This window comes from Streptomyces sp. NPDC041205 (genome assembly GCF_055591765.1).
The window spans coordinates 95,945-117,184 of the sequence record NZ_JBVIZH010000001.1; the positions used below are offsets into that span (position 1 = coordinate 95,945).

The 21,240-nt window shown below is 73.6% G+C and carries 21 protein-coding genes; 9 read left to right on the forward strand and 12 right to left on the reverse strand.

The window, feature by feature from the left end; genetic code table 11:
* Positions 1-35 precede the first annotated feature (35 nt).
* Entirely contained in the window at positions 36-440 is a 405-nt protein-coding gene (locus ACZ6BG_RS00460) for an ectoine synthase (protein WP_030358882.1), read from the forward strand.
* Positions 441-504: 64 nt separating this feature from the next.
* Positions 505-1,404: an ectoine hydroxylase gene (gene thpD / locus ACZ6BG_RS00465; protein WP_468994689.1), complete on the forward strand. Its 900-nt coding sequence runs from the start codon at positions 505-507 to the stop codon at positions 1,402-1,404.
* 114 nt (positions 1,405-1,518) lie between these two features.
* Here thpD and ACZ6BG_RS00470 read toward each other — a convergent pair whose 3' ends face one another.
* Positions 1,519-2,589 (reverse strand): alkene reductase, encoded by a 1,071-nt coding sequence (locus tag ACZ6BG_RS00470; protein WP_468994692.1) that lies wholly within the window; start codon positions 2,587-2,589, stop codon positions 1,519-1,521.
* A gap of 165 nt (positions 2,590-2,754) precedes the next feature.
* Between ACZ6BG_RS00470 and ACZ6BG_RS00475 the strand changes: the two genes are divergently transcribed.
* The gene (locus ACZ6BG_RS00475; protein ID WP_468994696.1) at positions 2,755-3,294 is read left to right on the forward strand and encodes a MarR family winged helix-turn-helix transcriptional regulator; all 540 of its coding nucleotides are present in this window, start codon (positions 2,755-2,757) and stop codon (positions 3,292-3,294) included.
* Positions 3,295-3,360: 66 nt separating this feature from the next.
* On the opposite strand, the gene ACZ6BG_RS00480 is transcribed toward ACZ6BG_RS00475, so the two are convergent.
* The 3 genes from ACZ6BG_RS00480 to ACZ6BG_RS00490 all read right to left on the reverse strand — a co-directional run bounded on the left by ACZ6BG_RS00480 (position 3,361) and on the right by ACZ6BG_RS00490 (position 6,181).
* On the reverse strand, positions 3,361-4,545 hold the full coding sequence (locus ACZ6BG_RS00480; RefSeq protein ID WP_468994700.1) for an aminotransferase class V-fold PLP-dependent enzyme: 1,185 nt from the start codon (positions 4,543-4,545) through the stop codon (positions 3,361-3,363).
* A gap of 111 nt (positions 4,546-4,656) precedes the next feature.
* Positions 4,657-5,394 (reverse strand): DsbA family oxidoreductase, encoded by a 738-nt coding sequence (locus ACZ6BG_RS00485; protein WP_468994703.1) that lies wholly within the window; start codon positions 5,392-5,394, stop codon positions 4,657-4,659.
* A gap of 403 nt (positions 5,395-5,797) precedes the next feature.
* Positions 5,798-6,181: a winged helix-turn-helix transcriptional regulator gene (locus tag ACZ6BG_RS00490; RefSeq protein ID WP_468994705.1), complete on the reverse strand. Its 384-nt coding sequence runs from the start codon at positions 6,179-6,181 to the stop codon at positions 5,798-5,800.
* 62 nt (positions 6,182-6,243) lie between these two features.
* Between ACZ6BG_RS00490 and ACZ6BG_RS00495 the strand changes: the two genes are divergently transcribed.
* Entirely contained in the window at positions 6,244-7,371 is a 1,128-nt protein-coding gene (locus tag ACZ6BG_RS00495) for a Gfo/Idh/MocA family protein (protein WP_468994710.1), read from the forward strand.
* An 18-nt stretch (positions 7,372-7,389) separates the two neighbouring features.
* On the opposite strand, the gene ACZ6BG_RS00500 is transcribed toward ACZ6BG_RS00495, so the two are convergent.
* Both ACZ6BG_RS00500 and ACZ6BG_RS00505 read right to left on the reverse strand, forming a co-directional pair.
* Positions 7,390-8,016 (reverse strand): DUF1349 domain-containing protein, encoded by a 627-nt coding sequence (locus ACZ6BG_RS00500; RefSeq protein ID WP_468460586.1) that lies wholly within the window; start codon positions 8,014-8,016, stop codon positions 7,390-7,392.
* A 4-nt stretch (positions 8,017-8,020) separates the two neighbouring features.
* On the reverse strand, positions 8,021-9,562 hold the full coding sequence (locus tag ACZ6BG_RS00505) for an aldehyde dehydrogenase (NADP(+)) (protein ID WP_468994713.1): 1,542 nt from the start codon (positions 9,560-9,562) through the stop codon (positions 8,021-8,023).
* Between the two features lie 184 nt (positions 9,563-9,746).
* Between ACZ6BG_RS00505 and ACZ6BG_RS00510 the strand changes: the two genes are divergently transcribed.
* The 5 genes from ACZ6BG_RS00510 (at position 9,747) to ACZ6BG_RS00530 (ending at position 15,410) form a co-directional block, all read left to right on the forward strand.
* Positions 9,747-10,520: an IclR family transcriptional regulator gene (locus tag ACZ6BG_RS00510; protein WP_385710880.1), complete on the forward strand. Its 774-nt coding sequence runs from the start codon at positions 9,747-9,749 to the stop codon at positions 10,518-10,520.
* A 197-nt stretch (positions 10,521-10,717) separates the two neighbouring features.
* Positions 10,718-11,755: a hypothetical protein gene (locus tag ACZ6BG_RS00515; protein ID WP_468994718.1), complete on the forward strand. Its 1,038-nt coding sequence runs from the start codon at positions 10,718-10,720 to the stop codon at positions 11,753-11,755.
* A 20-nt stretch (positions 11,756-11,775) separates the two neighbouring features.
* Entirely contained in the window at positions 11,776-13,131 is a 1,356-nt protein-coding gene (locus ACZ6BG_RS00520; RefSeq protein WP_468997795.1) for a sensor histidine kinase, read from the forward strand.
* A gap of 72 nt (positions 13,132-13,203) precedes the next feature.
* Positions 13,204-13,866, forward strand: a complete 663-nt coding sequence (locus tag ACZ6BG_RS00525; RefSeq protein ID WP_468994720.1) for a response regulator transcription factor — start codon at positions 13,204-13,206, stop codon at positions 13,864-13,866.
* A 98-nt stretch (positions 13,867-13,964) separates the two neighbouring features.
* A complete protein-coding gene (locus ACZ6BG_RS00530; protein WP_468994723.1) occupies positions 13,965-15,410 on the forward strand; it encodes a peptidoglycan D,D-transpeptidase FtsI family protein in 1,446 nt (481 codons plus the stop codon).
* A 197-nt stretch (positions 15,411-15,607) separates the two neighbouring features.
* Here the strand turns inward: ACZ6BG_RS00530 and ACZ6BG_RS00535 are convergent, their stop codons facing one another.
* The 6 genes from ACZ6BG_RS00535 to ACZ6BG_RS00560 all read right to left on the reverse strand — a co-directional run bounded on the left by ACZ6BG_RS00535 (position 15,608) and on the right by ACZ6BG_RS00560 (position 21,140).
* Positions 15,608-16,381, reverse strand: coding sequence for a hypothetical protein (locus ACZ6BG_RS00535; protein WP_468994729.1), 774 nt, complete (start codon positions 16,379-16,381; stop codon positions 15,608-15,610).
* The gene (locus ACZ6BG_RS00540) at positions 16,378-16,716 is read right to left on the reverse strand and encodes a PadR family transcriptional regulator (protein ID WP_468994733.1); all 339 of its coding nucleotides are present in this window, start codon (positions 16,714-16,716) and stop codon (positions 16,378-16,380) included. The genes ACZ6BG_RS00535 and ACZ6BG_RS00540 overlap by 4 nt, the downstream gene beginning before the upstream one ends.
* Entirely contained in the window at positions 16,713-17,501 is a 789-nt protein-coding gene (locus ACZ6BG_RS00545; RefSeq protein ID WP_468994737.1) for a CPBP family intramembrane glutamic endopeptidase, read from the reverse strand. The genes ACZ6BG_RS00540 and ACZ6BG_RS00545 overlap by 4 nt, the downstream gene beginning before the upstream one ends.
* Positions 17,502-17,573: 72 nt before the next feature.
* Positions 17,574-19,286: an L-arabinonate dehydratase gene (gene araD, locus ACZ6BG_RS00550; protein WP_468997798.1), complete on the reverse strand. Its 1,713-nt coding sequence runs from the start codon at positions 19,284-19,286 to the stop codon at positions 17,574-17,576.
* A 122-nt stretch (positions 19,287-19,408) separates the two neighbouring features.
* Entirely contained in the window at positions 19,409-20,395 is a 987-nt protein-coding gene (locus ACZ6BG_RS00555) for a dihydrodipicolinate synthase family protein (protein WP_468994740.1), read from the reverse strand.
* Positions 20,396-20,537: 142 nt separating this feature from the next.
* The gene (locus tag ACZ6BG_RS00560) at positions 20,538-21,140 is read right to left on the reverse strand and encodes a TIGR03086 family metal-binding protein (protein WP_468994743.1); all 603 of its coding nucleotides are present in this window, start codon (positions 21,138-21,140) and stop codon (positions 20,538-20,540) included.
* Positions 21,141-21,240 lie beyond the last annotated feature (100 nt).

A 21,240-nucleotide genomic window follows, 5' to 3' on the forward strand; every position in this document is an offset into this window, starting at 1 on the left:
CCGTACAGCACGCACAGAAGAGGAACTGACTGACCGTGATCGTCCGCTCGTTCAAGGACATTGAAGGCACCGACCGGCACGTCAAGGCCGCGTCGGGCACCTGGGAGAGCAAGCGCATCGTGCTCGCCAAGGAGCGCGTCGGCTTCTCGTTGCACGAGACCGTGCTCTACGCCGGTACGGAGACGAGCATGTGGTACGCCAACCACATCGAGGCCGTCGTCTGCACCGAGGGCGAGGCCGAGCTGACCAATGACGAGACCGGCGAGAAGTTCACCATCACGCCGGGCACGATGTATCTGCTCGACGGGCACGAGAAGCACACGATGCGCATCAAGAAGGACTTCCGCTGCCTGTGCGTGTTCAACCCGCCGGTGACGGGCCGCGAGGACCACGACGAGAACGGCGTGTACCCGCTGCTCACGGAGCCGGAGACGGTGTGACCCACGACTGACGGCAAGGACATCCCGCACAGGGCCGTACGAGAGAGGAGAGGCAGGCAACACCATGACCACCGCACCCGGACGCACCGCCGACCTGTACCCGACCCGAGGCGCCGAAGAGGTGCTCATCGAGCGCAAGGACCCCGTGGTGTGGTCCGCGCCGGGTACCGAGGGCCCCATCACGGGCGAGGACCTGGCGGGGTTCGAACGCGACGGTTTCCTGGCCATCGAGCAGCTCATCACGCCCACGGAAGTGGCCGAGTACCACGACGAGTTGGAGCGGCTGATCAACGACCCGGCGATGCGCGCCGACGAGCGCTCCATCGTCGAGCCGCGCTCCCGGGAGATCCGGTCCATCTTCGAGGTGCACCGGATCAGCGAGGTCTTCGCCCGCCTCGCGGCCGACCCGCGCGTGGTCGGCCGGGCCCGCCAGATCCTCGGCTCCGACGTGTACGTCCACCAGTCCCGGATCAACGTCAAGCCGGGCTTCGGGGCGTCGGGCTTCTACTGGCACTCGGACTTCGAGACCTGGCACGCGGAGGACGGCCTGGCGAACATGCGGACCGTCTCGGTGTCGATCGCGCTCACCAAGAACCACGACACCAACGGCGGGCTCATGATCATGCCAGGATCGCACCGGACGTTCCTCGGCTGCGCGGGCGAGACGCCCAAGGACAACTACAAGAAGTCCCTGCAGATGCAGGACGCGGGCACGCCGTCCGACGAGGCGCTGACCAAGCTCGCCGGGGAGTACGGCATCCGTCTGTTCACCGGCGAGGCGGGCTCGGCGACCTGGTTCGACTGCAACGCCATGCACGGCTCCGGCGACAACATCACGCCCTACCCGCGCTCGAACGTCTTCCTCGTCTTCAACAGCGTGGAGAACGCCGCGGTCGAGCCGTTCGCGGCGCCGGTGCGGCGGCCCGAGTACATCGGGGCGCGGGACTTCACGCCGGTGGGGTGACGTCCTGACGTTCTGACGTCCTGATGCGCCGAGCCGCGTGGCCGACGGCGGTGGCCCGGCACCTCTTCGGTGCCGGGCCACCGCCGTCGGCGTTTCCGCTCGTGGGTCAGCGGGTCACGCGGACCGCAGCGCCGGGTAGTCCGTGTAGCCCTTGGCGTCGCCGCCGTAGAACGTGGACTGGTCCGGCGTGTTGTACGGACCACGGGTCTTCAGGCGGGCCGGGAGGTCCGGGTTGGCGAGGAACAGGGAGCCGAAGGAGACGAGGTCGGCGGCGCCTTCCTCGATCAGGGCCAGGTCGTCGTGGCCGGTGGGACCCTCGGTCGCGGGGTTGAGGATGAACGTGCCGCCGAACTCCTTGCGCAGCGCCTGCGTCAGCTCGCGGACCTCGCCGACCTCCATGATGTGCAGATAGGCGAGGCCGAGGGTGTTCAGCTCCTTCGCCAGGGCGAGGTAGGCCTCCTCCGGGTCGGGCTCGTGGATGCCGTTGAAGGGGTTGCCGGGCGAGAGGCGGATGCCCGTGCGGGCGGCGCCGATCTCGGCGGCGACGGCCTTGGCGACCTCGACGGCGAAGCGGATGCGCTTCTCGGGCGAGCCGCCCCACTCGTCGTCGCGCTGGTTGGAGCCCGGCGCGAGGAACTGGTGGATGAGATAGCCGTTGGCGCCGTGCAGCTCCACGCCGTCGAAGCCCGCCTCGATGGCGTTGCGGGCGGCCTCGACGAACTCGCCGATGGTGGCGCGCACCTCGTCGCCGGTCAGCTCGCGGGGCGTGACGAAGTCCTTCGGTCCCTCGTGCGTGTAGACCTGCCCGGCGGCGGCGATCGGCGACGGGCCGACGTTCACCAGGCCGTCGGGGAGCAGCGAGGGGTGGCCGATGCGGCCCGTGTGCATGATCTGGGCGAAGATCCGGCCGCCCTTGGCGTGCACGGCGTCGGTGACCTTGCGCCAGCCCTCGACCTGCTCGGCGCTGTGCAGGCCCGGGGTGTCCGGGTAGCCCTGGCCCACCGGGGAGGGCTGCACGCCCTCGGTGATCACCAGGCCGGCGCTGGCGCGTTGGGCGTAGTACTCGGCGACGAGGCCGGTGGGGACGCCGCCCGCGCCCGCCCGGCTGCGGGTCATCGGCGCCAGGGCGATGCGGTTGGTGAGGGACACGCCGTGCAGGTCGATCGGGTCGAATGCGGTGGTCATCACAGCTCCAGGGCGTACGAAGGTTGGTCGGCCAAGTAATTCAACCGGGAGTCACTGTAGCGCATTCCTTGGCCGACCAAGTTAATCTCGGAGGGGAACCAGGACGACACTGGTGGAGGACGGCGACGGCGAACAGGGCCGGGCCGGCGAAGGGCAGGAGCTGCGATGAAGGCCGACACAGGGACGGCGGGGGCCGCACAGGCCGACCCCGCGTGTAGGGAGCGGCTGCCGCTGGCCGCCGAGGACGGCCCGGTCAGCATGGTGATCAGCCGGGTGGCCCGGCTGCACCGGATCGCGGCGGGCAAGCTCCTGAAGGGCCTCGGCCTCTACCCCGGCCAGGAATTCGTGATGATGCACCTGTGGGACGCGGGCCCGGTGCGCCAGTCCGACCTCATCAAGATCCTCGACCTCGACCCGTCGACGGTCACCAAGATGCTCCAGCGCCTGGAGCAGGCCGGGCACGTGCGGCGACGCCCCGACCCGGACGACCGCCGGGCCGTGCTCGTCGAGGCGACCGACTCCAGCTGCGGGCTGCTCGCCGAAGTGCGGCGCTCCTGGGGCCAGTTGGAGGACCACACCCTCGCCGGGCTCGCCCCCGACGAGCGGGCGGAGCTGGCCCGGCTGCTCACCCGGGTCGAGACCAACCTCTGCGTGGAGACGGCGGACTGCCCGGAGGAGGCGCGGCGGGAGGCGCTGCGCAGGTAGGGCGGCGGGCGGCCGGGGCCGGGGCGCGGCCTCGACCCCGCCCCGGTCCCGGCCCTCGGGCCCGGCTCAGCTCTCGCCCAGGACCTCCAGGAGCCGGTCCACGTCGGCCTCCGTGTTGTACAGGTGGAAGGCCGCCCGCAGCTGGCCCGCGCGGTCCGACACCTCGACGCCCGCCGCGCTCAACTCCGCCTGCCGGACGCCGAGTCCGGGCACGGACACGATGGGCGATCCGGGCGCGTCCACCGGCTCGTGCCCGAGCGCCGCGAGTCCGGCGCGGAAGCGGTCCGCGAGCGCCAGGTCGTGGGCGCGGATCGCGGCCACTCCCAGCTCCTCGATCACCGCGAGGGAGTGCCGCGCGCCCGCGTACGCGAACAGGCTCGGGCTCTCGTCGAACCGCCGCGCGGAGCGGGCGAGTTCGGCGATCGGGCCGTAGCAGCTGTCCCAGGGGCGCTCGCCCGCGACCCAGCCCGCGAGCAGCGCGGGCACACCGCCGAAGGCCTCGGGAGCTTCGGGGTCCTCGGGGCCGTCGGGGACCACGAAGAACGCCACGCCCCGCGGGCAGGTGAGCCACTTGAAGGCCACCGACGACAGGAAGTCCACGTCGGCGATGTGCTCGACGAGGTCCAGCCAGCCCGTCGCCTGCGAGGCGTCCAGATAGAGGCGGGCGCCGTGCGCGCGGGTCGCGGCGCGCAGCGCGGGCAGGTCGGCGATCCTGCCGTCCGCCGACTGCGCCGCCGAGACCGCGACCAGGGCCGTGCCCGGGCGCACGGACTCCGCGATCCGCTCCAGCGGGACGGTGCGGACCTTGAGGTCGGCGCGCATGTGGAAGGGGTTCACCGTCGAGCTGAAGTCGGCCTCGGCGGTGAGGACTTCGGCGCCCGCGGGCAGCGAGGCGGCGACCAGGCCGCTGTACACGGCGACGGACGCGCCCGCCGCGACCCGGCTCGGCGCCACCCCGACCAGGCGCGCGAAGGCGGCGCGGGCCGCCTCCACGTCCGCGAACATGTCGGCGGGGCGGCCCTCCGCCACGGACAGGGTCGCCTCGTGCATGGCCCGGACGGCGCGGCCCGGAAGCAGGCCGGTGCTCGCGCTGTTCAGATACGTGGTGCGGGGGGTGAACTCGGAGCGTACGAGCGCCTCGAAGGCCGCCGGTGTGGTGGCGGGACTCGAAGCGGTCTGGACGGTCTGGACGGGGCCCTGGCCGGAAGTCTCCATGGGATCACTGTGCCGCCCCGGCCGGGCCCGGTCCATTGCGGATGCCTGACCCATACCGCTTAGCGACGCTTACTCATGGCCTCCGACCAGGGGTGATGCCGTCCGATGCCGTCCGATGCCGTCCAGCGCGGGGCTGTGCGGGTCGGTTCAGGCGCGCGGCACCGCGCAGCCGTCCGGGCCGCAGGCGTCGCCGTCGGCGCCCTCGGTGGCCCCCTCGGTGAGCACCGTCAGCGGCGAGCGGGCGTCCCACGCCTGCTCCAGGGCCTGCGTGAAGACCTCGGCGGGCTGGGCGCCGGAGACGCCGAACTTCCGGTCCAGCACGAAGAACGGCACGCCGTTCGCGCCGAGTTCGGCGGCCTCGCGCTCGTCGGCGCGGACCGCTTCGGCGTACGCGTCGGGGTCGGCGAGGACCGCGCGCGCCGCGTCCGCGTCGAGGCCAGCGTCGGCGGCGAGGGCGATCAGGCGCTCGTCGTCGTCGAAGACCGAGCGCTCCTCGGCGAAGTTGGCGCGGTAGAACGCGCCGATGAGGCGGTCCTGGGCGTCCTGGCCGCCCTTCTCCCGCGCGAAGTGCAGGAGGCGGTGCATGTCGAAGGTGTTGCCGTGGTCGCGGCCCTCGGTGCGGTACGCGAGGCCCTCGGCCGCCGCGTTGTCGCCGAGGCGGCGTTCGGCGTCCTTCGCCTGGTCCTCGGTCATGCCGTACTTCTGCGCCAGCATCGGGATCACGGCGGCCGTGTCGCCCTTCGGGCGGTTCGGGTCCAGCTCGAAGGAGCGGTGGATCACCTCTACGGCGTCCTGGTGCGGGAAGGCCTTGAGGGCCTTCTCGAAGCGGGCCTTGCCCACGTAGCACCAGGGGCAGGCGATGTCGCTCCAGATCTCGACGCGCATGTGGTTCTTCCTCGGGTCGTACGAAGCGGAGACGTCCTCCGCGTCTGTGCAACCCGGGGCCGGGAGTTTCCATTCCCGCCGCTCCGCGCCGGGATTCTTTCCCAGCCTCCCCCAAGCTCTTAAAGAGCAGGGCCCCCATCCCGTTTCCAGTGGACCGCCAGTCCCGCGCCGCGGCCCCGCCCCCACGCCGACCGCCACCGCAGGTCGACCTTGCTTCCCGGTGTCGGGACCGGCCGTCCGGCGTCTACCGGTCGGTATGCCCTACGGGCGCCTCCGCTCCCCGCCCCCTGCCCGGCGGGCGGCCGCCCGGCTCCCGCCCCTCCACCCCTGTGGGCAACTGGGCCGCCAGGGGCGGCACGGGGTGGGCACAGCCCCGGCCCAGGGTGCCCGTGCGGGCGGGCGGTCACCCCGGGTGGGGGCCGAAGCGGTGGGTGTTCGCGCGGATCCAGGTGCGCAGGTGGGCCAGGGGCTCCAGCGCGCCTCTGCCCAGCGGAGTGAGTTCGTACTCGACCCGGGGCGGGACCTCGGCGAAGACCGTGCGGCGCACCAGGCCGTAGTCCTCCAGGCGCCGCAGCGTCTGCGTGAGGACCTTCGGGCTGACGCCTTCGAGGCGGGAGCGGAGTTCGCCGAACCGCCGGGGCCCGTCCTCCAGGGCGGTGATCGCGAGGCCCACCCACTTGGTGGCGAGCAGTTCGAAGATCTCCCGGCCGGGGCACAGCAGCCCGTAGATGTCGTGCCGGTGCTCCGCGGCCGCCGACGGCGGCGTGAAGCGGCTCTGAGCTGTCATGGTTTCCAGAATATAGTTGGTGCCCTTGCGGGTGATCGGCCTCCGGCCCCTACGGTCCGGGCATGATCGAGAACACCCGGAACGCCACAGGCACCGTCGGCGTCGGCATCGTCGGCCTCTCCGCCCGCTCCGGCTGGGCCCCGCACTCCCACCTCCCCGCCCTCACCCGCCTCACTGGCTACGACCTGCGCGCCCTGGCCGCGTCGACGCCGGAGTCGGCCCGCGCCGCGGCCGAGAAGTACGGCATCGGCCGCGCCTACGGCTCCGCCGCCGAGCTGGCCAAGGACCCGGCTGTGGACCTGGTCGTCGTGAGCGTCCGCGTGCCCCGGCACCGGGAGGTGATCCTCGCGGCGCTGGCGGCCGGGAAGCACGTCCTGTCGGAGTGGCCGCTGGGGAACGGCGTCACGGAGGCGGAGGAGCTGGCGGCGGTGGCGGCCCGCGCCGGGGTGCGGACGTTCGCCGGGCTCCAGGCACGGTCGGCGCCCGCCGTGCGGCATCTGCGCGACCTGGTCGCCGACGGCTTCGTCGGTGACGTGCTGTCCATGAGCCTCGTCGCGTCGGGCCGCCGCTGGGGACCCGTCTTCGAGCCGGGCGGCGCCTACCTCCTGGACAAGCAGAACGGCGGCACGATGCTCACCATCCCCTTCGGTCACACCGTGGACTCGCTGGCGATGGTGCTCGGCGAGTTCGCGGAGGTGTCGGCGACGACGGCGACCCGGCGGCCGGTCGTTCGGGAGGAGGGCAGCGGCCGCGCCGTCCCGATGACCGTCGAGGACCAGGTCGCGGTCAGCGGGCGGCTCGCCTCCGGCGCGGTCGCGTCCGTGCACTTCCGGGGCGGGCTCTCGCGCGGCACCGACTTCCACTGGGAGATCAACGGCACGGACGGCGACCTGGTCGTGACCGGTGACCACGGGCATCTGCAGCAGGCCCGGCTGACGGTGCGGGGCGCCCGGGGCGCGGCCACGGAACTGGCCGAACTGCCTGTCCCCGAGCGGTACTTCGACGTCCCCGAGCTGGACGGCCTGCGTGCGGAGCCCGCGTACAACGTCGGGGTCCAGTACGCCCGCATCCTGCGCGACCTGCGCGAAGGCACCCGTACCGTGCCGGACTTCGCGCACGCCGCCCGGCGCCAGCGGCTGCTCGACGCGATCGAGCGGGCCGCCGCGACGGGGACGCGCGTCACGCTCTGACGAGGGGAACGGACCGGCTCAGGAGCCGTCGCGCAGGCCCTTCGGCCAGTTCGGGCGGAACTCGATCTCCTCGAACGTCACCACGCACCCCTCGCCCTGCGGCGACTGCGCGAGGAAGCCGACGAGCGCCGCGGCGGCCGCCTTCTCGTCGCCGAGCTGGAAGATGCGCACGAACGTCCAGTGCGCGCCGTCCGTCGAGGCGTGGAAGGCGAACGCCGTGCCCGTGCGGCTGATCCGCAGCCAGACGCTGGAGCCGTCCACGACGAAGGCGTTGGCGTCGTCCGAGCGGCCCCGGGTGACCACCGTGCAGATCGTGGGGCGGTCCGGGGAGCGCTCGAAGCAGAGCTTGGCCCACTCGCGCTCCGCCACGTGCAGGTAGAGCACGCCCGCGTCGAAGGCGGCGGCGAAGCCGACCGTGACGCGGGCGATCAGCTGGAAGTCCCCCTCGGGCGCGCCGAGCAGCCGGGGCGCGTCGGACGCCGGGTCGAGGGCCTCGCCGGTGGGCGGCACGAAGCGGTCCTGGCGGGGTCCCGCCCAGCCGGTGAGGGCGCCGTTCTCGTAGCTCCAGTCGCCCTCGGGTCCGTACGGCCGCAAGGGGAAGGGGAGTTCGGGCAGGGTGAGGCTGCCGGTCTGCTTGGCGTTCATGCCGTCAGTGTTCCAGGCGCCCGTCGTAGCGGCGCGGCAGACCGAGGGGATTGGCGTCGTGGAGTTCCGGCGGAAGCAGCGCCTCGGGGGTGTTCTGGTACGCGACGGGGCGCAGCCAGCGCTCGATGGCGGTGCCGCCGACGGAGGTGGAGGTGCTGGTGGTGGCGGGGTAGGGGCCGCCGTGCTGCTGGGCGGGGGCCACGGCGACGCCGGTGGGCCAGCCGTCGACGAGGACCCGCCCGGCGAGCGGGGTCAGTTCGGCCAGGAGGCGGGTGCCGCGCCCCTGCGCGGCCGGGTCGCCCGCGGCCTCCTCGGCGGACAGGTGCACGGTCGCGGTGAGGTTGCCGGGGAGCCGGGCGAGCACCGCGGTGATCTCGGCCTCGTCCGTGTACCGGGCGACGACGGTGACCGGGCCGAAGCACTCTTCGAGGAGCAGGTCGTGGGCGCCCGCGGCGGCGAGGCGGGCGGCGGGGACGGTGAGGAAGCCGGCGGTGACGGTGTGCTCGTCGGCGGCACCCGGCGCCACCGGGGCGCTCACGTCGGGCAGTTGGGCGCGCTCGACGACCCCGGCGACGAAGGTGTCGCGCATGCGCTGGTCGAGGAGGACCCCGGGGGCGGTGGCGCCGACGGCCTCCGTCAGGGACTTCAGGAGGCGGTCGCCGCCCGCGCCCTCGGGGGCGAGGACCAGGCCGGGCTTCACACAGAACTGGCCGACGCCGAGGGTCATGGAGCCCGCGAGGCCGGTGCCGATCTGCTCGCCGCGCTCGGCGGCCGCGGCCTCGGTGACGACGACCGGGTTGAGGGAGCCGAGTTCGCCGTGGAAGGGGATCGGCACGGGGCGCGCGGCCGCCGCGTCGAACAGGGCGCGGCCGCCGCGTACCGAACCGGTGAAGCCCGCGGCCGCGACCAGCGGATGGCGGACCAGGTCGACGCCCGCCTCGAAGCCGTGCACCAGGCCGACGACGGCCGCGGGCAGTCCGTGACGCGTGGCGGCCGCGCGCAGGACGGCGGCGACGCGCTCGGAGGTGTCGGGGTGGTCGGGGTGCGCCTTGACGACGACGGGGCAGCCCGCGGCCAGGGCGCTCGCGGTGTCGCCGCCGGGCACGGAGAAGGCGAAGGGGAAGTTGGAGGCGGCGTAGACGGCGACGACGCCGAGCGGGATCTTGTAGCGGCGCAGGTCGGGGACGGGAGGTGTGGCGGCACTGTCGGGGTGGTCGATGACGACGCCGAGGTAGGCGCCCTCGTCGACGAGGTCCGCGAAGGCCCGCAACTGGTAGCGGGTGCGGGCCAGTTCACCGGTCAGCCGGGCGGTGCCGAGGGCCGTCTCGGCGTCCGCGGTCGCGACCAGGTCGTCCTGCGCCGCGTCCAGGAGGTCGGCCGCGGTGCGCAGGAAGGCCGTGCGGGTGGTGCGGTCGGCCAGCGGGGCGCGCGCCGCGTGCGCGGCCGTGACGGCGTGGTCCACGTCCCGCGCGGTGGCCTCGGCGGCGACCTGTGCGCGCCGCTTCCCGGTTCGGGGGTCCACACTCCAGACTGGTGCTGCTGCCACCGCGGGTTCCTCCAGGGTTGCCGTGCGAGCCGGTGTCCGCGGCCCGGATGTCACGAGCCGCTCGCCGTGCGTCGGATCTACTGCCACTCACCAGGGGCGTTCGATATGCTGAACGCCGTCCCCGATGATGAATCGGTGGGGACAGTGGAGACTATTTCCTGTCGGACGTGAGGGGTCAAGGGCGATGTCGGCTGGGGAGACGGGCGGGGGCGCGCAGGTCAAGTCCGCGGTGCGGACGGTGGAGTTGCTGGAGTTCTTCGCGGGGCGGCCCGGGATGCACGCCCTCGCCGACGTCCAGGAGGCCGTCGGATACCCGAAGTCCAGCCTCTACATGCTCCTTCGCACCCTCGTCGAGCTGGGCTGGATCGAGACCGACGCGACCGGTACGCGGTACGGCATCGGGGTGCGGGCGCTGCTCGTCGGCACGTCGTACATCGACGGCGACGAGGTGGTCGCCGCGGCCCGGCCGACGCTCGACCGGCTCTCGGACGACACCACGGAGACCATCCACCTCGCCCGTCTCGACGGCACGAACGTGGTGTACCTGGCCACCCGCCAGTCCCAGCACTATCTGCGCCCCTTCACGCGCGTGGGCCGGCGCCTGCCCGCCCACTCCACGTCGCTCGGCAAGGCGCTGCTCGCCTCCCACACCGACGAGCAGGTCCGCAAGATGCTCCCCGAGACGCTGCCGTCGCTGACCGAGAACACCATCACCGACCGCGAGAAGCTCATCGAGGAACTGCACGCGGTGCGCGACCAGGGCTTCGCCGTGGACCGCGAGGAGAACACCCTGGGCCTGCGCTGCTTCGGCGTGGCCATCCCCTACCGCACCCCCGCACGCGACGCCATCAGCTGCTCGGTCCCGGTGGCCCGGCTCACGCCCGCCCACGAGCAGATGGTCAAGGACGCGCTGTTCGACGCGCGGGACCGGCTCACCCTGGCCACACGGCGGCTCTGAGACCCACCGGCTCACCCGGCGGCTCCGAGGTCCACCGGCTCACGTCGGCGACCCGACGGCTCTTGGGTCCGTCCGCCCCCGCCGCGCGGCTCCCCGCCCCCCTCCTCGCGGGCCGGTGCCCCCCTCCCCCGTGCGGCGGAGGCGGTTCACCGGCAGGCAGGAGGTGGCGGGCGGGGCCGCGGCGGGAGCGTGGAGGCATGACCCAGACACTCGCCCCCGCCCCGGCCGCAGACCGCGGAGCACACTCCTCCCCCGGCAGGCTCCGGCCTGCGCTCCGCGCCGTCGCAGTGGCCGCCTGCCTGCCCTATCTCTCCCTGAAGGTCGCCTGGATCGCCGGGAGCCACATCGGCATCCCCGAGGGCAGCTCCCTCCTCGACCACCGCGGTCTGATGGCCGTCGCCAACAGCGTCACCATCCTCATGGACGGCGCCGTCATCGTTCTCGCGCTGCTGCTGACCCGGCCCTGGGGCAGGCGCGTTCCGGCCTGGCTGCTCGGCCTGCCCATGTGGGTCGCGACCGGGCTGCTGCTCCCGATCATGGCCGGGTTCCCGGCGCAGCTCGCCGTGCGGGCGCTCGGCGGATCGGTGAACAACGCCGAGGGGACCGGCCGCGCGGCCTTCCTCGACGAGTGGGTGTTCGGGGTGGTGTACGGCGGGTTCATCCTCCAAGGGCTCAGCCTGGGGCTGCTGTTCGTCCTGTACGCCCGCGACCGGTGGGGGCACCTGTGGCGGGGCCGCGTGTGGGACCTGCCGAAGGCGGTCCGGGGCGAGCGCGCGACGCGGGTGTGCGCGGTGACGGCCGCGGTGCTCGCCCTGTACCCGGCCGGGCTGCGGCTGCTGTGGGCGGGCGGTTCGACGCTCGGCCTGAACGAGTCGCGCGCCGCCGAGCGCACGTCCGACTTCCACGTCCTCTCCGCCCTCGAGTTCGGCTACCTCGCCGCGGCCGTGGCGGGCGTCCTTGTCCTCGCGTTCCGGCGGCTGCCCGCGCTGCCCGTGAAGGTGCCGCTCGCGCTCGCCCTCGCCGGGTCCGGCGCGGTGGCGTGCTGGGGCGCGTGGCTGTTCACGGCGTCGTTCGCGGGCACCGCGGACGTCGCCGACCGGCCCACGTCCGCGATGCTCCTGTCCTACGCTGTACAGATGATCATCGGAACGCTCGTGGCCGTCACGGGGGCACGCTTCCTCAAGGAGCGGGCGGCCTCGCGCGCCGGGCGCACGGCGCGGACGGGCACCGCGTGAGACGACCCTCCCCGGGTGGCGTGCGGCGGTTCGCCACGGTTCTCGTCGGGCGGCGGACGCGGCGCCGGTGGATCCATCTGATCCTCGGCGGCGCGCTCGCCATGCCGTACGTCCTCGTCGGCTCGACGATGGCCGGGCCGCTGCTCGGCGAGACCACGATGCTCGGTTCGTTCCCCTCCCAGCTCCTGTCGTTCGCGTTCGGGCTGCCGCTCGCCGCGATCACCGCGCTGTTCCCGCTGACCCGGCCGATGTCGGTGGCGGCGGTGCGGGCGCTGTGCGAGGTGCCGGACGCCTCGCTCGCCGACGGGCCGCCGCGGTCACGGGCCGCGCGCGGGCGCACCATGGCCTGGTTCACGCTGCACCTCGGGTTCGGCGGGGTCATGAGCGGGATGACGCTCGGGCTCGTGCCGTTCGCGGGCTTCCAGATCATCCTGCCGGTCTTCGTGGGCCTCGGGGACTCCTGGCTCGGGCTCCCCCAGAACCTGCGGGAACCCTGGGTGCTCGCGCTCGCGCCGGTCACGGGTCTCCTGTTCCTCGTCGCGCTCGCCGGGTGCGCGGCGGGCGCGGGCGGTCTCCTCGCACGCTGGGCGCCCGCGCTGCTCGGGCCCACGCCCGCCGACCGCCTCGCCGACGCCGAGCGCCGCGCCGCCGACCTGGCCGTGCGCAACCGGCTCGCCCGCGAGCTGCACGACTCGGTGGGCCACGCGCTCAGCGCCGTCACGCTCCAGGCGAGCGCGGCCCGCAAACTGCTCGACCGGGACCCGGAGTTCGTCCGCGAGGCCCTGGCCGCCATCGAGGACACCACCCGGCGGACCGTCGGCGAGCTGGACACCGTCCTCGGTGTGCTGCGCGAGGGCGGCGAGCGCGGCTCCACCGCACCGGCGCCCACGCTCGGCGGCGACCTCGCCGGGCTCCTGGACCGCACCCGGGCGGGCGGCCTGCGCGTCGACGCGGACATCGACCCCGAGGTCCTCGGCACGCCGGGATCCGGATACGCGGAGGCGCTGCCGCCGATGGTGTCCCGCGAGGGCTACCGCATCGTGCAGGAGGCCCTCAGCAACGCCCTCAAGCACGCCGGGGCGGACACCGTCGTGACGCTGCGCGTCGCCCTCGACGGCTCCGGCCTGGAGATCGTCGCCGAGAATCCGCTGCCCGCCGCCGGATCCGGGCCCGCGCCCACCCGCGCGGGCGGCGGCCACGGCCTGAGCGGCATCGCCGACCGGGCCCGCCTCCTCGGCGGCACGGCGCAGGCGGGACCCGTCGACGGACCGCCCGACGCCGCCGCTCCGGCCGACAGCACGGCCACCGCCACCGCCGCCACCGCCGCCACCACCTGGCGACTCCACGTACGGCTGCCCCTGAAGGGGCCCGTATGACCCGCACCCCCAGCACCCCCGCACGACCCGCACGACCCACACGACCCGCACGACCCGCACGAAGGGACACCCATGACCGACCCCGCCGCCCCGCTGCGCGTCGTCCTCGCCGACGACGAGCGCATGGTGCGCACCGCGCTGCGCGCCATCCTCGCCGCCGAGCCCGACCTGGAGATCGTCGGCGAGGCGGCGACCGGCGCCGAGGCGGTGTCCGTGGTGCGCGAGCTGAAGCCCGACGTGGTGCTCATGGACGTACGCATGCCGGAGATCGACGGCATCCGCGCCACCGAGCAGATCCTCCAGACGATGCCCGAGCCGCCCCGCATCGTCGTCGTCACGACCTTCGAGAACGACTCCTACGTGTACGAGGCGCTGCGCGCCGGAGCGTCCGGCTTCCTGCTGAAGCGGGCCGAGGCGGAGGCGCTCGTGCAGGCGGTGCGCCTGGTGGCGCGCAGCGACTCGCTGCTGTTCCCGGCGGCCGTGCGCGCGCTCGCCGCCGAGCACGGGCGCGCCGAGACCGCGCGGGCGCCCTGGATCGCCCGGCTCACCGGGCGCGAGAGCGAGGTCCTTCGGCTGATGGCGGCCGGGCTGACCAACGCGGAGATCGCCGAGCGGATGGAGGTCGGCCCGGCGACGGTGAAGACGCATGTGGCGGCGGTCCTCGCGAAGACGGGGGCGCGGGACCGTACGCAGGCGGTGATCGCGGCGTACGAGGCGGGGTTCATGAAGAGCTGAGCTCCTGAGCGGCACGGTTCATGAAGAGCTCCTGAGAAAACGGACACATCGCCGCAAGAGGGGAACGGAACGCGGCGGGGTGCTCGTCCTTCAGTGGGATGAACAAGACGATCAGGCACACCTCGGTCTTCGTGCTGCTCCTGGTGCTCGCCCTCCTCGTGCGGGCGACCTGGGTGCAGTTCCACGACTCGAAGGCACTCGCGGACGACCAGCTGAACCGGCGCAACGCGATCGAGCAGTACGCGAACCCGCTGGGCGACATCATCGTGGCCGGGGACGCCGTCACCGGCTCGCAGCGCACGAAGGGCGGTGACCTGGCGTACAAACGCACCTACAAGGACGGCCCGCTGTACTCCGCCGTCACCGGCTACAGCTCACAGGTGTACGGCGCCACCCAGCTGGAGGGCATCTACAAGGACCTCCTCGACGGCACCGACAACCGCCTCAAGAACCCCCTCGACACGCTCACCAACAAGCGTGCCGACCCCGGTGACGTCCTCACGACCATCGACCCGGCCGTGCAGAAGGCCGCGTACAAGGCGCTCGGCGACAAGAAGGGCGCGGCCGTCGCCGTCGACCCCAAGACCGGGAAGATCCTCGGCATGGTGTCCACGCCGTCCTACGACCCGTCGAAGATCAGCGGTTCCACCGACGGCGACGCCTGGAAGGCGCTCACGTCCGACGAGGACAAGCCGATGGTGAACCGCGCGCTGCGCCAGCCGCTGCCGCCCGGTTCGACGTTCAAGCTGGTCGTCGCGGCGGCCGCGCTGGAGAGCGGGCTCTACGGGTCCGTCGACGAGAAGACCGCGAGCCCCGACCCGTACACGCTGCCCGGGACGCGGACCGTCCTCAAGAACGAGAACGCCTCCGCGCCCTGCGAGGACGCGACCATCCGCACGGCCCTGCGGTACTCCTGCAACAACGTCTTCGCCAAGATGGCCGTCGACCTCGGGCAGGACAAGGTCAAGGCCCAGGCCGAGAAGTTCGGCTTCAACACCGACAAGCTGGACGTGCCCGTGCGGGCCGCCGAGAGCTCCTACCCGTCCGGCATGGACAAGGCGCAGACCGCGCTCACCGGCATCGGGCAGTTCGACGTGACGGCCACGCCGCTGCAGATGGCGCTCGTGTCCGCCGCGATCTCCAACGGCGGGGAGCTGGCCTCTCCGCACATGGTGTCGAAGGTGACCGACGCGGACGGCAACGTGCTGCGGGACTACGGCGACGAGGGCTCTGAGCGGGTCATGAGCGCCGGCACCGCCGAGGGGCTGCAGTCCGCGATGCGGACGGTCGTCGAGGAGGGCACGGGGACCAACGCGAAGATCGACGGGGCCGTCGTCGGAGGCAAGACCGGTACCGCTCAGCACGGTGAGAACAACTCCAAGACGCCTTACGCCTGGTTCACCTCGTACGCCAAGGGCGGGGACGGCAAGGAGGTCGCTGTCGCTGTGATCGTGGAGTCGTCCGACGCCGCTCGGTCCGAGGTCAGTGGGAATGGGCTGGCTGCGCCTGTGGCTTCGGCGATGATGCGGGCGGCTCTGCGCTAGCCGGGGCTTCAGTCCCGCCGCTGCGCGGCGGATCACTCCCCCACCCTCCCCCAAGCTCTTGAAGAGCAGGGGGACCCCCATCCCGTTTCCACTCGACCGCAGGCTTCTGGCCGCCAGTGCCACGACCGGCCGTCCCGCGGCTGCGGACCGTCTGCACCGGGCGCGTCTTCGGCAGCTGCGGGCTGTCTGCCCCTCCTCTATGGACGGCGGTCGCGCCCATGGCGCCAAGCCGCGAACAGGGCCACCGGCACCGCCGCCCCTGCCAGGAGCCCCGTGACGTAGCCCAGGCCGGAGGCCGCGTCGCCGTCCCGGAGGGCCACGGTGACGCCGGACGCGGCGAGGGCGGCCGCCAGCAGACCCAGCAGGGCGTAGAAGCGGCGGCTGAAGAAGTTCCGGCGGGAGGGCGCCGACGGCACCGCCGACAGTTCCGCCGCGGGGCCGAGGCTTGCCGCGCGGGGGCGTTTGAACCACGCGTACACCAACCAGTCGCCGCAGGCCTCCCAGCCCTCGGGCGCCAGCCGCTCGTCCAGCCCCTCCCGGCCCCGCGTGACCAGCTCCCTCCGGTACTCCCACCGCTGGGGGCGGTCCAGGTCCCGGTGGCAGACGAACCGGCCGACCGCGTCGACCCGCCGCATCTCCCACCCCTCGTCGCCGAACCGGCCGAGCAGTTCCTCGTCGACGAACGTGTCGGCGGTCCACCGCCAGACCTCGACCCGCGCGTCCCCCTCGGCCGGTACCGGAGCCTCCCGCACCGCCCCCGGCGCCAGCTCGCGCGCGAACTCCTCGACCGGCCCGAACTCGTCCTCCGCCGCTCCCCCGCACTCCGCGAGGTGCGCCGAGAGGTCCGCGACGGTCACCCTGACGTGCTCGGCGGGCAGCCCGAGCTCCCGCAGCCGCGCGCCGAGGTCGTCCAGGTACCCCGCCGTCGTGTCCGCCGTGTCCGCCGTGTCCGCCGTGTCCGCCGAGCTCATCGCACTCCCGCCTTCGCCAGGACCTCACGTACCGAACCGTCGAACGCCAGCCACAACTCGCCCTGCCGGGAGAGGACTTCACTGCCTTCGGCGGTGAGGGAGTAGTAGCGTCTGCCCGGGCCCTTCTCCGTCGCCCGGAACTCCGCCGCCACCAGGCCCGCCTCCTCCAGGCGGTTCAGGACGGGGTACAGCGTGCCGCCCTTGATCTGTCCGAAGCCCGCCGCGCCGAGCTGCTTGGCGATCTCGTAGCCGTAGCTCTCGCCGTCGGTGAGGGAGGCGAGGACGAGGAGGTCGAGCACGCCCTTGAACCAGCTCGCGCGCCGGTCCGCGCTCATGCCGTGCCGCCCTGGGCGTGCGGGAGTTCGGGCGCGGGGATCAGCAGGTCGCGGACGCTGATCATGGCGTGCACGGCGATGGGCAGGAGCAGGCTGCCGGTGGCCAGGTACAGGCCGGTGAGCAGCGCGCCGAAGAGGGCGAGGACGACGATGCCGGTGGCGCCCTGGTACCAGCCCGCGAGGGCGTACACGGCGACCGAGAGCGCCGCCGCCAGGTAGGGGTCGAGGCCGAGGGCGCCGACGCCGAAGGCGATGAGCAGGCCGCGGTAGACCAGTTCCGCGCAGATGCCGTCGGTCACCGCGGCGGCCACCGCGAGCCGCCGCTCCGTGCCGGTGCGCGGCAGCATCGCCTCGATGGCGGCCCGGCCCGGGATGTGCTTGCCCTCCTTGGCCATGTCCCGGAAGGCCCGCCCGGAGGCGACGGCGATCACGGCGAAGAGGAGGACCACGGGGAGGAAGAAGAGCGGGTCCTTCGGCAGCGCCATGCCGACGTCCGCCGCCCGCACGCCCGGCGAGAGCAGCAGGGCGCTCACCGCCAGCGCGGCGAACGCCCACCAGAGCACGATGGAGAGGGTGAAGTAGCGCACGAGCGCGCGCGGTTCGGTGGCGCGGCGGCGCGCCAGCGAGGCGTACATCCGGCGGCCCAGCCATGGCTCGACGAGCAGCAGATACGCGCCGAGCGCGCCCGCGACGGCCGTGGCGGCGGCGGAGAACTCCGGCGCGTGGTCCGCGGAGAAGGTCGCCGCGAGGTGTGGTGCGGAGTCCGTCGCGAGGAGTGGTGACATGGTCGTGCGCCCCCTGGTCTTGTGAACTACCTAGACCGTAGAGCGACCTAGTTAGGAATGCAACCTAGCAAGCTAGCCTGCGTAGGGGTCGGGCACGGCTCCCGGTCTGGCGAGGAAGTCGAAGTCGCAGCCGGTGTCGGCCTGCGTGACGTGCGCGGCGTACAGGGCGCCGTAGCCGCGTTCGTGGCGGACGGGGGGTGGCGTCCAAGCGGCGCGGCGGCGGGCCAACTCCTCGTCGGGGACGTCGAGTCGGAGCGTGCGGGCGGGCACGTCGAGGGTGATGGTGTCGCCGGTGCGAACCAGGGCGAGGGGGCCGCCGACGTGCGACTCGGGCGCGATGTGCAGCACACAGGCGCCGTACGAGGTGCCGCTCATCCGCGCGTCGGAGATCCGCACCATGTCCCGCACGCCCTGCCTCAGGAGCCGCTCGGGGATCGGCAGCATGCCGTACTCGGGCATGCCGGGGCCGCCCAGGGGGCCGCTGCCGCGCAGCACCAGGACGTGGTCGGCGGTGATGCCGAGGGACGGGTCGTCGATGGTGCGCCGCAGGGTGCGGTAGTCGTCGAAGACCACGGCCGGGCCGGTGTGCCGGAGCAGCCGGGGGTCGGCGGCGATGTGCTTGATGACGGCGCCGTCGGGGCAGAGGTTGCCGCGCAGGACGGCGACGCCGCCCTCGTCGGCCACGGGGTTGTCGCGGGTGCGGATGACGTCGTCGTTGTGCACCCGGGCGGTCCTGAGCTGCTCGCGCAGGGTGTCGTGGGCGACGGTCGGGCGGTCCAGGTGCAGCAGGTCGGGGATGCGGGTGAGGAAGCCGGGCAGGCCGCCCGCGAAGTGGAAGTCCTCCATGAGGTACGTCGAGCCGCCCGGCCGCACGTCGGCGAGCACCGGCACCCGCCGCGCCGTGCGGTCGAAGTCGTCGAGGGTGAGGCGGACCCCGGCGCGGGCGGCCATCGCGATGAGGTGGATGACGGCGTTCGTGGAGCCGCCGAGGCCGAGGACCGTCGTCACCGCGTCCTGGAAGGCGTCGGGGGTGAGCAGGCGCGACAACGTCCTTCCCCGGCGGACGAGTTCGACGACGCGCAGGCCCGACGCGGCGGCCATGCGGTCGTGCGCGGAGTCGACGGCCGGGATCGACGAGGCGCCGGGCAGGGTCACGCCGAGGACCTCGGCGGCGGCGGTGAGCGTGGAGGCGGTGCCCATCGTCATGCAGTGGCCCGGGGAGCGCGCCAGGCCGCTCTCCAGCTCGGCCAGCTCGCAGTCGCCGATCAGACCGGCCCGCCGCTCGTCCCAGTACCTCCACATGTCCGTGCCGGAGCCGAGGACCTCGCCGCGCCAGTGGCCCGGCAGCATCGGCCCCGCGGGCACGAACACCGTGGGCAGGTCGACGGACGCGGCACCCATCAGGAGCGCGGGCGTCGACTTGTCGCAGCCGCCGAGCAGCACCGCGCCGTCCACGGGATAGGAGCGCAGGAGTTCCTCGGCCTCCATGGACAGGAGGTTGCGGTAGAGCATGGGCGTGGGCTTCTGGAACGTCTCGCTGAGCGTCGAGACCGGGAACTCCAGGGGGAAGCCGCCCGCCTGCCAGACCCCGCGCTTGACGGCCTGGGCGCGCTCGCGCAGATGGACGTGGCAGGGGTTGATGTCCGACCAGGTGTTGAGGATCGCCACGACGGGCTTGCCGAGGTGCTCCTCGGGGAGATAGCCGAGCTGGCGGGTGCGGGCGCGGTGCGAGAAGGACCGCAGGCCCGCGGAGACACCGGACCCGTACCACTGGTGGCTGCGCAGGGCGGGCGGGGCGGGGCTGCGCGCGTCGTCCGGCGCGGGCGCGGCCCCCGGCCCGCCGTCGGCCTCCGGCGCGCTCCCGCCGTCCGGGCCGCCGCCGGCCCCCGGTATGCCCCCGCCGCCCGTCACCGCCCCCACCCCGCCACGATCTCCGCGACCTCCGCGCGCACCGGCTCCGGCAGCACGCTGCTCGGCGGGCGTACGTCGCGTCGGCACAGGCCGAGGACCGCGAGCGCCTCCTTCACCACCGACACGTTGGCCGCCGAGCCGTCGGCGGCCCGCAGCTCCTCGAAGCGGCGGATCCGCTCCCAGACCGCCATCGCCGTGCCGTGGTCCCCCTGCCGCAGCGCCCCGAGCATCGCGAGCGAGAGCAGTGGCGCCACGTTGACCAGGCCCGAGGTGAAGCCGGTCGCCCCGGCCGAGAAGTACGCGGGCGCGTACGGCTCCGCGAGGCCCGCCACCCACACGAACCGCTCGGCGCCCGCGTCCCGCGCGAACGCGGCGAAGCGCGCCGCGTCCGGCACCGCGTACTTCACGCCGGTCACGTTCGGGCAGGCGTCGGCCAGCTCCGCGAGCCGGGCCCCGGGCAGGCGCGGGTCGCGTACGTACGGCACGACGCCGAGGCCGGGCACGGCCTCGGCGACGGCCCGGTGGTAGGCGACCCAGCCCGCGCCGGAGACGTACGGGTGGGCGGGCTGGTGCACCATCACCAGGCGCGCGCCCGCCTCGGCGGCGTGCCGGGCGTCGGCCGTCGCGGTCGCCAGGTCATGGCCGACGCCGACGACGACGGCGGCCCGCTCCCCCGCCTCGGAGACGGTCAGCTCGGTGACGGCGCGCCGCTCCTCGGGGCTCAGGGCGTGGAACTCGCCGGTGTTGCCGTTCGGCGTGAGCGTGCGGATGCCCATGTCGAGCAGGCGGCGCAGCAGGGCGCGGTGGGCCGCGCGGTCGAGGGAGCCGTCCGCGGCGAAGGGGGTCACGGGGATGGCCACGACATCGGCGAGCGCGGCGCGGCGAGGATCCGCGGAGTCCCACGGGGCCCCGGCCGTCCCCGCCCTCCCCGCGGCCGTCGAGGCCCCTGGGGTCGCCGATGTTCCTGAGGTCGCTGGAGTCATGGGCGCGCGCCTCTCGCGTATCGCGTCTCATATATGACGCATGAAGTACGACGCGATGAAGCTAGGCGCGCCGCGCGGTCCGCGTCAACGGCCGTGCGGCGACCGGTCGTTGCACCTCCCTGCCGCTACCGGTCGCCCCCGGTCAGGGCCGCCAGGACGGATCGCGTCCGCTCAGGGCCACCACCTGGTCAAGGAGCGAGGCGCCCTCGGCGACCGGCAGCGGCGGTCCGAAGAGGGTGCCCCGCGCTTCGGGCGACTCCGCGGCGGTGGCGGACACCATGGCGTAGGAGACGGCGAGGCCGACCTCGTCGGGGGCGTACTCCTGCCCTGTGGCGCGCGCCAGGTCCCAGCCGTGCAGGACGAGTTCGTTCATGGCGACGGTGCCCGCGATGTCGCCGGGCAGGTCGACGCCGCCCGCCCGGGTGTCCCCGGTCCACGCCGCCGGGTCCCGCCACGCCTCGGCGAGTTGGGCGAGCTGCCCGGGAAGTGCCTCCCGCCAGCCATCGGCGAGGTCGGGCAGGGCGCTCCCCGGGTCGGTGTCCGTGGTCGGCCCGAGCTGTTTGCGGCCGGCGTCGGTGAAGGCGGCGGTGAGGCCGACGACGTGGCCGAGGAGGTGGCGCACCGCGTAGTCGGGGCAGGGTGTGGGCCCGTCGAGCTGGTCGTCCTTGACGGCTTCGGCGAGCCGCGCCACGAGCCGTGTCTGCGGGCCGAAGTCCGGCAGCAGGGCTTCGGTGTCGTCCGGCATGGGCTTCTCCTTCGTACGCGTACGGGGCCCGGGTAAGGCCCTCCCCTTAGGTCGACTCGTCGGGCGCGCCGAACTCATCGCCGTCGCGTAGGGCATCTGC